Annotated in this window: 10 protein-coding genes and 1 pseudogene; 6 read left to right on the forward strand and 5 right to left on the reverse strand. The window is 68.4% G+C overall.

Annotation, left to right across the window (positions count from 1 at the left end; all coding sequences use genetic code 11):
* Window positions 1–658, reverse strand: a 658-nt coding sequence (locus ACSDR0_RS39385) for an endo-1,4-beta-xylanase (RefSeq protein ID WP_435294055.1), incomplete at its 3' end; no start/stop codon positions are given.
* 337 nt (window positions 659–995) lie between these two features.
* Window positions 996–1,541: a hypothetical protein gene (locus ACSDR0_RS39390; RefSeq protein WP_435294056.1), complete on the reverse strand. Its 546-nt coding sequence runs from the start codon at window positions 1,539–1,541 to the stop codon at window positions 996–998.
* Between the two features lie 35 nt (window positions 1,542–1,576).
* Here ACSDR0_RS39390 and ACSDR0_RS39395 point away from each other — a divergent pair, with 35 nt between their 5' ends.
* A complete protein-coding gene (locus ACSDR0_RS39395; RefSeq protein ID WP_435294057.1) occupies window positions 1,577–2,962 on the forward strand; it encodes a cellulose binding domain-containing protein in 1,386 nt (461 codons plus the stop codon).
* A 206-nt stretch (window positions 2,963–3,168) separates the two neighbouring features.
* Here the strand turns inward: ACSDR0_RS39395 and ACSDR0_RS39400 are convergent, their stop codons facing one another.
* Window positions 3,169–4,191: a LacI family DNA-binding transcriptional regulator gene (locus ACSDR0_RS39400; RefSeq protein WP_435294058.1), complete on the reverse strand. Its 1,023-nt coding sequence runs from the start codon at window positions 4,189–4,191 to the stop codon at window positions 3,169–3,171.
* Between the two features lie 107 nt (window positions 4,192–4,298).
* Here ACSDR0_RS39400 and ACSDR0_RS39405 point away from each other — a divergent pair, with 107 nt between their 5' ends.
* From ACSDR0_RS39405 to ACSDR0_RS39425, 5 genes are read left to right on the forward strand one after another with little or no spacing between them, the layout of a single operon-like run.
* Entirely contained in the window at window positions 4,299–5,660 is a 1,362-nt protein-coding gene (locus ACSDR0_RS39405; protein ID WP_435294059.1) for an ABC transporter substrate-binding protein, read from the forward strand.
* Window position 5,661: 1 nt separating this feature from the next.
* Window positions 5,662–6,552 (forward strand): carbohydrate ABC transporter permease, encoded by an 891-nt coding sequence (locus ACSDR0_RS39410; RefSeq protein ID WP_435294060.1) that lies wholly within the window; start codon window positions 5,662–5,664, stop codon window positions 6,550–6,552.
* Window positions 6,549–7,373, forward strand: coding sequence for a carbohydrate ABC transporter permease (locus tag ACSDR0_RS39415; RefSeq protein WP_435294061.1), 825 nt, complete (start codon window positions 6,549–6,551; stop codon window positions 7,371–7,373). The genes ACSDR0_RS39410 and ACSDR0_RS39415 overlap by 4 nt, the downstream gene beginning before the upstream one ends.
* 2 nt (window positions 7,374–7,375) lie before the next feature.
* Window positions 7,376–8,224 carry an ROK family protein gene (locus ACSDR0_RS39420; protein WP_435294062.1) on the forward strand — a complete coding sequence of 283 codons (849 nt, stop codon included), beginning with the start codon at window positions 7,376–7,378 and terminating at the stop codon, window positions 8,222–8,224.
* Complete coding sequence (locus tag ACSDR0_RS39425) at window positions 8,221–9,285, forward strand: glycoside hydrolase family 68 protein (protein WP_435294063.1); 1,065 nt, start codon at window positions 8,221–8,223, stop codon at window positions 9,283–9,285. Before ACSDR0_RS39420 ends, ACSDR0_RS39425 begins: the two co-directional genes overlap by 4 nt.
* Before the next feature lie 62 nt (window positions 9,286–9,347).
* Here ACSDR0_RS39425 and ACSDR0_RS39430 read toward each other — a convergent pair whose 3' ends face one another.
* Both ACSDR0_RS39430 and ACSDR0_RS39435 read right to left on the reverse strand, forming a co-directional pair.
* Window positions 9,348–12,083, reverse strand: a complete 2,736-nt coding sequence (locus ACSDR0_RS39430) for a beta-L-arabinofuranosidase domain-containing protein (RefSeq protein ID WP_435294064.1) — start codon at window positions 12,081–12,083, stop codon at window positions 9,348–9,350.
* Window positions 12,084–12,238: 155 nt separating this feature from the next.
* Window positions 12,239–12,430 (reverse strand): annotated as a pseudogene (locus ACSDR0_RS39435) (non-reducing end alpha-L-arabinofuranosidase family hydrolase); the annotation flags it as partial.
* Window positions 12,431–12,747 lie beyond the last annotated feature (317 nt).

Genomic DNA, 12,747 nt, shown 5'->3' on the forward strand with positions numbered 1-12,747 from the left:
CGTTGTAGCAGAGCTTGGCGGCCGGGTCGGCGGCGCGCGCGGTGCGGAAGGCGACCTCGATCCAGTCGTTGCCGGTGGACTGGAGGTTGGAGCTGCGCCGGCCGCCGGAGTTGCCGTCGGCGAAGGCCTCGTTGACGACGTCCCAGGCGTAGATCTTGCCCTTGTAGTGGTTCATCACGCCATTGATGTGGTCGATCATCGCCTGGCGCAGCGTGCCGCCCGACAGGGACTGCATCCAGCCTGGCTGCTGGTTGTGCCAGGCCAGGGTGTGGCCGCGCACCCGCTTGCCGTTCTGCACGGCCCAGTTGTAGACGCGGTCACCGCTGGAGAAGTTGAACTGGCCCCGGTTGGGTTCGGTGGCGTCGATCTTCATCTCGTTCTCGGCGGTGATCATGTCGAACTCGCGGTTGGCGATCGTGGTGTACTGCGAGTCCCCGAGCTTGCCCGACGCGATCGCGGTGCCGAAGTAGCGTCCGCTCTGCTGGGCCGCCGCACCGAGCGTGGACGCGGCGGCACTGGTGGAAGCGGCACCGGCGGAGACCGGGACGGTCACCGCCGTGATCGTGCCGAGCACGAGGGTGCCGAGGGCACCGGCGATCAGTACCTGGCGGAGACCGCCGAGGCGGCGGCGGGTGCCAGATGGGGGTAAGTCGTTCATGCCCATGCGTTGAACTCCATGAATGGGTGACGGAAACGAAGGAAACACGGACTTCACCTGCGAGATCGACGCCGCGCCATCATCGGGAGGCGCGCACCGCAAAGCGCCACACAGAGGGCCCTGTGCCGTGCACCACCGACGGGGCGGGGGCCGTCTGGAGACTCAGTCTGGAAACATCACCGAAACATGTCAAGTCTTTCCCGAAAATTTCGGAAACGTCTGTGCAGGTCGACCAGCTTCGTCACCCTTAGCTTTCGGCATAAACCTTGAAACTTACGGCCCGGCAGATCTGGGAGTGGCCAAGATCGATGACGCGAGATAACAGCGTCCCCGCTGGTCAGGTGCGAATTACATCGTGAACCTGCTCGGTCGGCCCCTCGGTTCGGTCGATCTGTCGCACAGCTGGCTCTTGACGTAGTGAGCGCATCTTGTGTTTAATCCGCGCCATCACCGACGGATGTTCTGTAATGAGGGGAGAGCTTTCGACACAAATTGTTAGCGATAACAACTCATGCGCCGACGTAACGCACGTCGCGACCACAAGTGCCGTGAGACCTGGGAAAACACCACCTTTGCCGGTCTCACGTCTTGCCGCCGCGGCTCTCCTCGCCTGGGGAGGGGCAAGCGGCTGACGCATGGCGCCTTCCGCCGGTTTCACCACCATGGCATCGCCGGCCCGTCCGCCGAGTATCGGATTTCGTGCTCCCCAGATATCCCATCTGGCGCTATTCGTGATGAAAAGGTCAAAACTGGTTATTTTAACGAAACTTGCGGACCCTCTCAGAAAGCCGAGCACGTGTCCGGGGCGCGGTGGTCGATTGCTCTGCCCCTCGCCATCGCCTTGACGGGTGTGGGTGTTGCCGGACGTGCCGAACGCCGGCATCGCCGACGGTACGCAACCGCAAGGGTGGGACTGCCATGGCAGCGCCGACCAGCAGTGGACCCGGAGCGGTTGTGCGGGTTATCGGCACCGATGGCGTGAAGCCGGCGCGGAGATCGCCGCTTCTCGAAGAAGGGAAGACATTCATGAGATATGCCGACTTCTTACGCCGAAGACTGAGTTCGTCGGTCTTCGCCATGCTTCTGATCGCTGGGGCCGGTGTGGGCGGCATGCACATCGCATCAGCGGCCGCTGCAGGCTGTCAGGTCTCCTACACGAAGTCCAGTGAGTGGTCCGGAGGCTTCGGCGCGAGCGTCGACATCGTCAATCTGGGTGATGTCGTCAATGGCTGGACGCTCACGTGGGCATATCCAGCCGGGCAGACCATCACCCAACTGTGGAACGGCTCCTTCACCCAATCCGGTGCCCAGGTCGCGGTGACCAACCTTTCCTACAACGGGACCATCCCCAACGGCGGCAGCGTGAGCTTCGGGTTCAACGGGAGCTGGAACGGCTCCAACCCGACGCCGACGAGTTTCGCCCTCAACGGCGTAACGTGTACCGGCTCCGTCACCTCACCGACTCCGACCCCGACTTTGACCCCAACCCCGACCCCAACCCCAACTCCGACCCCGACCCCGACGAGTCGGCCTGCGATCGAGAACAACTACCCGGTCACGAGGGAAGGGGCCTACGGCACCAACCGCTACACCATCTTCCGGCCGTCCAACCCCGCGGCCGTGGGGAGCACCATGCCCGTGCTGCTCTTCGGGAACGGTGCGTGCGCGCACACCAACGGGAGCGAGGTGATCCAGGCGCTGACGTTCATCGCCGCCCGCGGCTTCGTGGTGGTGAACACCGCATCCGTCAACGGCGCGGCGAACGGGGTGCCGAGCGGGTCTCCGATGCCGTCGCTGCTGACCGAGGGAATCACCTGGGCCGAGAGGGAGAACGTCCGCAACGGCTCACCGCTCTACCAGCGACTGGATCTGTCCAAGGTCGCCACCGCGGGTCATTCCTGTGGCGGGCTGGAGGCGCTGGTCGCCGCCCAGGATTCTCGAGTCAAGAGCGTCGTCTCGCTCGACAGCGGATTCTTCGCCGACGGTTCGTTCGGCTACCCCCGCTCAGAGATCTACAAGCTGCACTCCCCGGCGATGTTCATGGACGGTGGATCTTCCGACATCGCCTACGACAACACCCGGGCCACCTACGACATGGCGCGGGTACCCTCCGTGCTGGCCGAGCATCCGCAGGCGGGCCACGCCGGCTTCATCACCGGCAGTCAGAGAACGGACGGCATGACCGCCGTCGTCCACTTCCTCGACATGACCCTCAACGGCAACGCCACGGCACGCTCGTACATCCTGAGCCCCTCAGGCCTGGCGGCCAAAGCACCCTGGACGGTCCGTAACAAGAACTTCTGACGCCGGACCACCGCGCCGCCGACGGACCGCTGCGAGAAAGCGGTCTGTCGGCCGCCCCCGGTCGCCCGCATCGGCGACGCGACAGTGTCGGGCCGAGGGAGCCGGCGCGGCACGAGGCGGCACGAGGCGGCACGGCGCCGGGCCGGATCGACGATTGCCACGCCGGCCGCCCGGCGTGAAACACCGGATCAACTCGCCCCCGCGGGTCACGGGGGCGCGACCGACTCCCGGTGTCTCACCGGCATGGGGACCCGGTGCACCTGGCCGGGTTCGGCCTCCTCACCCATCTGGGCGAACAGCACCTCCACCGCCCTGCGTCCCAGTTCGTGGTGCGGCAGTGCCACGGTCGTCAGCTTGGGTCGCATCCACGACGCGATGGGGTGGTCGTCGAACGACACCACTGACACGTCCTCGGGAACCGAGAGCCCGGCGTCGCTCAACGCCTGGTAGGCGCCCAGGGCCAGCCGGTCGTTGAGGCAGATCAGCGCCCGGGGCCGGTGGTCGGCCAGCAGGGACCGGGTCGCGGCCAGACCGTTCTCGGGTTGCCAGTCGGCGCAGGCGCGGGCTCCGGCGATCTTCAGGCCGCTCTCCCTGATGCCGGCCAGGCGTTCCACCTCCGCGACGCCGGCGGCGGGCATGTCGCGCGACCTCGGTCCCGCCCCGATCAGGTAGACCTCCGTGTGGTGGCCGGCGTCGAGCAGCACCCGGGCCGCCGCCCGTCCGGCCGCCACCTCGTCGGGGACGATCGACGGCAGGCTGGAGGCCGGCTTCGCCAGTGCGTTGAGCAGGACGGCGGGGCCGATGTCCTTCGGGACCTTGATCGTCCGGGTGTACATGGCGGCCAGGATGATGCCGTCGACCTGGCGGTCCTGCATGGCGTGCAGCAGGCCGCGCTCCAGTTCGGGATCGCCCTCGGTCTCACCGATGAACAACATCACGCCGCGTTCGCGGGCGGCCTCCAGGGCGCCCTTGATCATGTCTCCGGCGAGGCGGGATGTCGCGACGGTGTCGGAGACGAAGCCGATCGTCCGGCTCGTTCCGGTTCGCAATCCGACGGAGACCGCGTTCGGGCGATAGCCCAACTCGTCCGCCGCGCGCAGTACCCTCTGCTCGACATCGTGGGAAATGCGCAGCTCACGGCCCCTGCCCGTCATCACGAGCGAGGCGGTGGTACGGGACACTCCGGCCGCCTGGGCCAGATCCGCCAAGGTGACCCGGCGTCGACTCACGGGGGAGACCTCCAACATTCCAGCTGAATTACGGGGCCTTGACACCATCGAATGCGTGCGGTGAGACTATCGCATCGCTAATCCGATTTAGCAAAGGGAGACGCACCATGTCTCGTCGAGTTCACTCCCGCCGGAGCCGCGTGGCGATGGTGGTCCTCCTGGGGGGAGGCCTGGCCGCCGCCTGCGCGGCGCCGGGAAGCGGCACCGCGCAACCGACGGCCGCCGCGTCGTCGTTGTCGGCCGCGCCGACCTGCGGCACCGCGCCGGTCACGCTGAAGGGCTACTTCGAAACCGGATTCCCCCTGCCCAGGGCGCTCACCACCGAGTTCACCAAGCAACACCCGAACGTCACCTGGGACATCCGCGAGGACCAGTTCGCGGTGATCACCCAGAACGCCCCGCGCGTACTGGCCGACGACCCGCCGGACCTGATGCGCCTTCCCCAGGTCTCCGAACTGGTCAAGAACAACCTGCTCAAGAACCTCGACGGGTACGCCAAGGTCTACGGCTGGGACAAGTGGCCCGCCTCCCAGCTCGAACAGATGCGCCTGGCGCCCGGCGGCGCCGTGCGGGGTGAGGGTTCCCTCCACGCCATGGGCCTGAACTTCTCCATGACCGGCGTGTTCTACAACAAGAAGCTGGCCGAGCGGATCGGCATGACCGATCCGCCGGAGACCCTCGCCGACCTCGACGCAGCCCTGGCCAAGGCCAAGGACGCGGGCCTGGTCCCGATCGCCCAGTTCAACGGCGGCGCGACCGGTGGTCTGGCCTTCCCGCTCCAGGACCTGATGGCCTCCTACGGCCCGCCCGCGCCGATCAACGAGTGGATCTTCCAGAAGTCCGGCGCGACCATCGACACCCCGTCCAACCTCCAGGCCACCCGGCACCTGGAGAAGTGGATCAAGGCCGGATACTTCTGGAAGGACGTCAACGCCGTCGACTACGCCACGATGATGAGCCGCTTCATCGGCGGCGACGGCCTGTTCATGTTCAACGGCGACTGGGAGTCGGGCAACCTCGACAAGCAGATGGCGGGCGACATCGGCTTCTTCCTGATGCCACCGGCCCAGGCCGGCGGCAAGCGGGCCGCCATGTCGGCCCCGCTGGCGTTCGGCATCGGTGCGAACGCCAAGAACGCCGACTGCGCCGCCGAGTTCCTCGACTGGGTCGCCACCGACACGCAGGCACGCACGATCGGCGTCCAGGTCGGCGGTTCCCACCCGATGGGCCCGGCCGACGGGCCGATGCCGCCGGTGGCGGAGGGCACCGTCACCGAGAGCACCCTGGCGGCGGGCGCGCGGATCGCGCAGGACAACGGCGCGATGGACTTCATCGCCAACGCCACCGGCGCGATCTACGCCAAGAGCTGGACGCCGAACCTGCAGAAGCTGGTGGGCGGGAAGCAGACCCCCGAAGGCCTGCTCAAGAGCGTGCAGGCCGACTACCAGAGCCAGGTCAAGGGAGGCTGAGGTGAAGGCGGCCGTGAAACGGCGGAGCGGGTCGAGATGGGCCGGCTGGGTGTTCGTGCTGCCCGCGGCCGCGTTCTACGTCGTGTTCGTGATCCAGCCGCTGGCCATGACGGTGCAGTACTCCCTCTACAGGTGGGACGGCATCGGCGTGGCCACCTGGACCGGGGTCCAGAACTACCTGCGGGTCTTCACCGACCCCGACCTGTTCGCCTCGATCCTCAACGCGGTGAGGCTGATCGTGTTCTTCAGCGCGGTCCCGGTCGTGCTCGGGCTGGCCATCGCGGCGACGATCCGTCGCATCGCCACCAGCCGCCTGGCTCTGGTGGCCCGCACGGTCATCTTCCTGCCGCAGGTCATCCCGCTGGTCGCGGCCGGGATCACCTGGAGCTGGTTGTTGTCCTCGACCGGGCTGGTGAACCAGATCCTCACGTCCATCGGACTGGAGAAGATCACCCGCGCCTGGCTGGGCGACTTCTCGACGGCCCTGCCGGCGGTCGGGGTGATCGGCGCCTGGGTGCTCCTGGGGCTGTGCACGCTCCTGCTGCTGGCGGGGATGAGCAAGATCGATCCGGCCCTGTACGAAGCCGCGCGTCTCGACGGCGCCGGACCCCTCCGCGAGTTCTTCTCGATCACCCTGCCCAGCCTGCGGCAGGAGATCGGGGTCACCGTCACCGTCACGGTCGTGGCCGCGCTGGCCAGCTTCGACATCGTCTACATCTCGACCCAGGGCGGGCCCGGCAACGCCAGCATGGTGCCCGGCCTGGAGATTTACTACCTGGCCTTCTCCGAACGTCAGGTCGGCCTCGCCTCGGCCCTCGCGGTGGTCCTCACCGTGCTGGTGATCGCGTGCGCACTGCCGATCCAGTGGCTCACCAGGGACCGCAAATCATGATCTCCGATCGCCGTGAGGCCTGGACCGGCCGGGTGCTGCTGCTGGTGCTGATGGCGGCCACGCTGCTGCCGTTCCTCAGTCTCCTCGTCACCGCGCTCCACCCGTCGGGCAGCTACCCGCTGGGTCTTGAGTGGCCCGACGACCCGCAGTGGGGCAACTTCGTCACCGCGTTCACCGCCGCCCGGATGACCGAGCTGCTCAAGTCCAGCGTGCTGATCGTGCTCGGGGTGGTGCCGATCTCGCTGGTCGTGGCCACCATGGCCGGATTCGCCATCGGGCATCTGCGCATCCCCGGGCGGCGGTTCGTCTTCCTCGCGTTCGCGCTGGGGCTGACGCTGCCGTTCGAGGGCATCATCACACCGCTCTACTACCTGGTACGCGACATGGGCGTGCTGAACACCCGGTGGGCGATCATCCTGCCGCTGATCGGGCTTTTCATGCCGTTCTCGGTGTTCTGGATGCGGGCCCACTTCGTGAACATGCCCGAGGAGTTGTCGGAGAGCGCCCGCATCGACGGCGCCGGGACCTGGCAGCTCTTCTGGCGGGTGCACGTGCCGCTGGCCGCCCCGGCGACCTCGTCGCTGGCGATCCTGCTGTTCCTGTGGACGTGGAACCAGTTCCTGCTGGCCATCGTGCTGGTCGACGACCCGCTGCAACGCACCATGTCCGGCGCCCTGGGCGCCTTCCAGGGGCAGTGGGGCACCGACATCCCACTGCTGTGCGCGGGCTCGCTGCTCATCCTGACACCCACGCTCACGGTGTTCCTGATCTTCCAACGGCGTTTCGTCACGGCCCTGCTCCAGGGTTCGCTGAAGGGATGATCATGTACGGAGCAGTCGAGGCCGGCGGCACGAAATGGGTGTGCGCACTCGTCGACACCGACGGAGAGATCGTGGCCACCGAGGTGGTCCCGACGACGACCCCCGACGAGACCATCCCGGCCGCCGTCGGCTTCTTCCGCCGCCATCCCGCACCGGCGGCGATCGGCGTCGCCACCTTCGGGCCGGTCGACCTGGCGGCCGGGCGCATCACCACCACCCCCAAACCCGGCTGGTCGGGCACCGACGTGGTGACGCCCTTCCGGGAGGGGCTCGGGGTGCCGGTCGGGCTCGACACCGACGTCAACGGCGCCGCCATCGGTGAGCTGCGCCACGGCGCCGGGCGGGGGCTGCACACGCTCGCCTACATGACGGTCGGCACCGGGATCGGGGTGGGCGTCATCGTGCACGGGCGGCCCCTGCACGGCCGCACCCACCCGGAGGCCGGGCACATGCGGGTGCCCCACGACACCACGCGCGACCCGTTTCCCGGCGTGTGCCCGTTCCACGGAGACTGCCTCGAAGGGCTGGCCTCGGGTACGTCGATGCGGCAGCGCTGGGGGCGGCCCGCGCAGGAACTGGAGGACGGCGAACCCTGGGAACTGGAGGCCGAGTATCTGGCGCTGGCCGTGCACAACCTGGCCGCCACCCTGTCCTCACAGGCGGTGATCATCGGCGGCGGGGTCGGCGCCAGGCCCGGCCTGCTCGATCTGGTCAGGGCCCGCACCGCCGAACTGGCCGGTGGCTATCCCCTGGACACCGTCATCACCCCGCCGGGACTCGGAAATCTGTCCGGGATCACCGGCGCGGCGGAACTGGCCCGAGCGGCCCTGAACGGAAATGAGAACGAGTGAGCACGACCACCCGGTGGACGCGGCATCACCTCGACCTGATCACCGAGGACCCGGCGACGACCGCACCGCCCATCCTCGGCCCCGTCGAGGCGGCGCTGCCCGGCCTGGACCTGTGGGACATGTGGCCGATCCAGGAAGAGAGCGGTGCCACCGCCCTCTTCGACGGCCGCGAACTCTGGATGGGCCTGACCGCCCCGGCGGCCGGCCATCCGGAGGACCGCCACGACGTCGCCCGCATCCGCCTGCTCGCCCTGGACGAGGGGAAGTGGATCGACCTCGGGAACGTCTTCCCCGACGGCGAGTCGCCGGGCAGCCGCGAGTGGTCCGGTACGGCGATCCGGCGTACGGACGACACGGTCTCGGTCTTCTACACGGTGACCGGGCACCGCGACGAGAAGCGGCCCACCTTCGCCCAGCGGGTGTTCGAGGCCCGGCTACCGCTCAACGGAGAGCCCGGGCAACCGAGATCGGCCGAGCATCGGGAGATCGTACGTTCCGGGGGCGAGTTCTATCTTCCGGCGGACGAACGCGAAGGCGGGCCGGGCAAGATCCGGGCCTTCCGCGACCCGGCCTGGTTCCGGGGCCATCTGCTGATCGCGGCCTCCATCCCGTGGGGCGACCGTCACATGGGCGCCGTCGCGCTGGCGGGCCCGGAGTCCGAGGGCCGGCCGCTGCGCCCGCCGCTCCTGGTCGCCGACGGGATCAACCGCGAGATCGAACGCCCTCACGTCGTGACCCACGACGGCCTCCACTACCTGTTCTTCTGCACCCACCGCCAGTCGTTCGAACCGGAGGGCGCCGCCCCGACCGGCCTCTACGGTTTCGTCTCCGCGAGGCTGGAGGGCCCTTACGAACCCCTGAACGGCTCCGGCCTGGTCATCGGGAACCCGGCGGCCCAGCCGGACCAGGCCTACGCCTGGATGGTGCTCGACGACCTGCGCGTGGTCAGCTTCCTCGACTACCGGGGCCCGGCCGACCGGGCCCACTTCGGGGGGACGCCGGCCCCGATGCTGAGACTGCGCCTGAAAGGCACCCGCACCCGACTTGAACCGGCCATCTGAGGAGGAGGGCCGGGCCCTTCCGGGCCCGGCCCTCTCGCTTCGCGTCGTCTACCGTGAACCGCTCACAGGAATCGCCACAGGCGGTCGTTGGCGCCGGTGTCGTCGGCCAGCACGACCTGGGCGCCCTGCGCGGTGGATCCGCCGCTGACGCCCAGGACGCGGCCGCCGTTGGCGCACTGGATGCGGAAGGAGCCGCCGGTGCCGTACCGGAGCCGCCAGCGGTGGTCGTTGGTGCCGTTGTCGGCCCACTGGACCACCCGGGCGCCCGCGCTCGTCGAGGCGTTCTCGACACCGAGGACCTTGCCGCTGTTGGAGTTGCGCAGTTTGAAGTAGCCGCCCGTGTCGGTCACGGCCGTCCACAGGTGGTCGGCGGTGCCCGTGTCGCCCCATTGGATCACCAGGCCGCCGTCGGCGGTGGACATGTTCGTCACGCCCAGCACCATGCCGCTGGCGACGTTCTGGATGCGGCGCGCGCCGGTGGGCAGGAAGCGCCACTGGTTGTCGCCGCTGCCGTTGTCGGGATCCTGGACGGCCTGCGCGCCCTGGCTCGTGGAGCCGTTCAGGATGGCCAGCAGCTTGTTGCTGTTGACGTTGCGGAGCTTGTGGGTCCCGTCCCCGGCGTCCACGACCGTCCATCGATGGTCGGCGGTGCCCGTGTCGCCCCACTGCAGCACGCGGGCGTTGTCCGTGGTGGCCATGTTCTCCACGCCCAGGACCTTGCCACTGTTGACGTTGCGCAGTTTGACGGCATTGCCGTCCACGACCAGGACCCAGTCGTGGTCGGCGGTGCCGTTGTCCGCCCACTGCACGGCCAGGCCGCCGTCGGCCGTGGACATGTTCTGGACACCGAGGACGAGCCCGGTGGCCGCGTTCTGCAGCCGGAAGCTCGCCGTCCCCGTGCCGCCCTGGCCGTTGGTGTTCCAGTAAACGGTGTAGTTGTGGCCGTGGGCGTCGTAGAACGGGATGAGGTTGACGGTCGCGGAGTTGGCGGTCGCCGTGAACGTGAGCGCCGAGGTGCTCGTCCGGGTGACCGACGCGGGGTTCAGCGACGGCAGCGCCGACAGCGCGGTGTTGCCGTAGTTGCCCGACAGCACCAGCGGCCCGTAGGTGACCGCCTGGACGTTCGGGTTGTCGTTGGCGGCCTTCATGACCACGCGCATCGGCAGGCGCACGGTCACGGTGTCGCCGGAGGTCCACGACCGGGTGATCGTCGCGTACGAGCCGGGCGTGGTGGCGATGTCCTGCTGGGCGCCGTTGACGCTGACCGTGGCGCCGCTCGTCCAGGAGGGGATGCGGACGCGCATCGCCCACGAGCCGCTGACGTTACCGGTGACCTGGAGCGAGACGGTGTCGCTCGCCGGGAAGGAGGTCGTCTGGGTGACCGTGATGCCGCGCTGGCTCCAGTCCAGCACCGACGGGGTGAACAGGTTCACCGTCAGCGTCGTGCCGTTGTGGAAGTAGATGGAGTCCATCAGCTTGGTGTTCACTTCGATACCGGTGCCCTGGCAGCACCAGAAGGAGTTGTAGTCAGTGCTCCAGGTACCGCCGCCCCAGGCGGGACCGACACCCCGGCGGCCGCCGGGGTTGAGCGGGGTGAAGTAGGTGATGTGCCCGTGGGCGTCGGCGGGGTTCTGCTGGCCGATGAGGTGGTTGATCAGCGCCCCCTCGTAGTAGTCGAAGTAGTCCGCCCGGTTCGGGTCCAGCAGCCACAGCTCCCGCGTCAGTTTCAGCATGTTGTAGGTGTTGCAGGCCTCGGCGGTGTCGCGCGCCAGGTACCCGGCGATGGCGTTTGGCGCCCGGAAGTGCTCGGCCTGGCTGTTGCCGCCGATCACGTAGGTGTGCGCGCCGGTGGTGATACGCCAGGCGTTGGAGGCGATGTCGCGGTAGCGGGTCGTGCCGGTGGCCTTGTACTCCCGGGCGGCGCCGATCCACTTGGGCACCTGGGTGTTGGCGTGCAGGCCGTTGAGCTGGTCCTGATTCGACGCGAGAGGGTTGAACACGCTGGCGTGGTCGAACCGCTGGGCGGCGGTCAGCCAGCGCGCGTCGCCGGTCTGCTGGTACAGGTCGGTCAGGACGGCGTTCATCCCGCCGAACTCGGTGCCCAGCATGGCCTGCATCTGGCTGGAGGTCAGCCGGCTCGTCCGCCAGTCGACCCAGCCGGCCAACGCCAGCAGCACGTCGCGAGCCTGGAGGTTGCCCATGTAACGCCACACGTCGAGCAACCCGGCCAGGGTCTTGTGGACGCAGTAGTACGGCACGTTGCCGTTGCTCAGCGTGCGGGCCTCGAGCGCGGTGAAGTCGGACTCGGGAAAGCCGGAGAGGTAGCCGGTGTTGAAGCCGGCGGCGCCGTTGTTGGCCTGGCATCTGGCCAGTTCGGCGACCATGGCGTTGGCCTTGTCGCGGCAGGTGGTGTCACCGGTCACCGTGTACGCCTGGGCCCAGGCGGTCAGGAAGTGCCCCTGCATGTGGCTGCGGAAGGGGAAGCTGGGGGCGTCCCAGCCGCCATTGGCCGCCGCGCCCTGGGTGGACAGCCGGTGGTTGGCGCGGAAGACGTACAGCAGCCGGTTGACGTCGACGAACCGCAGGTAGGCCAGGGTGCGGTTCTGGTTGTCCAGCCAGCGGCCGGAGGTCAGGCGCACCTGCCCGAACTCGAACGGGTGGGCGGACACGCCGATGTCGGGGCGGACGGGGGCGATCTCGGCGAAGGCGGGCGCGATGCCGGTGAATTGACCGGCGGCTGCGGCGGCGGCGGTGATGCCCGCCGCCTGGAACAGTTGGCGTCGGCTAAGGGGTGACATGTGAACTCCGAGGGGGGTGGGGGGAATTGTCGGACCGTGCCGCCGGTCCGGCAGCGTCAGCCGTACCGTCCCGGCGGCGAAGGCCATGTGAGCCGCCGGCGTCCGCCGCGTCTCGGGGCCGGCACCGACGGCGGCGAGCAGGCTCAAGGTCCGGTTCACGTGGTCCGAGGAACCGGACCTTGAGCGCGGCTACGGTCAGGTGCGGTTCCATCGTTGGTCGGCGCCGATGAGGCCTGGTCGACGGGGCCGGTTCCGGAGCAGGAGATGCTGCCGGAGAAGAGGGTTCGTGGTGATGACCAGCCGTTGGGGCTGGTGGGGTCGCTGGAGGTGCGGCAGGAGAAGGCGGGCCCGCACCATTTCGCCTGGCAGGACGCATCATTCTCCTTTCAAGAACTTGTTAGCGTTAACATTACGGTCGTGAAATTGCCCGGAAGGTGGTGTTCTGCTGGTCCACGGCGCTCGACGAGGCGCTGATCGAGGTGATGCACGACACGTGGCCCTGCGCCGCAGCGGTGGGCCGGGAAATTGTTACCGCTAACATTTGAGGTTCCAGATCTCCATGGCCTGCTCCTGAGGGGGGTGATGTCGCGGAGTACATCCGACTGGTCGACCGGCGTCAACGAGCCGCGATCCTCGCTGACCTGAGCGTCGCCGTCGGCACGCT

The organism is Streptosporangium sp. G11, from assembly GCF_051192615.1.
Taxonomy (GTDB): domain Bacteria; phylum Actinomycetota; class Actinomycetes; order Streptosporangiales; family Streptosporangiaceae; genus Streptosporangium.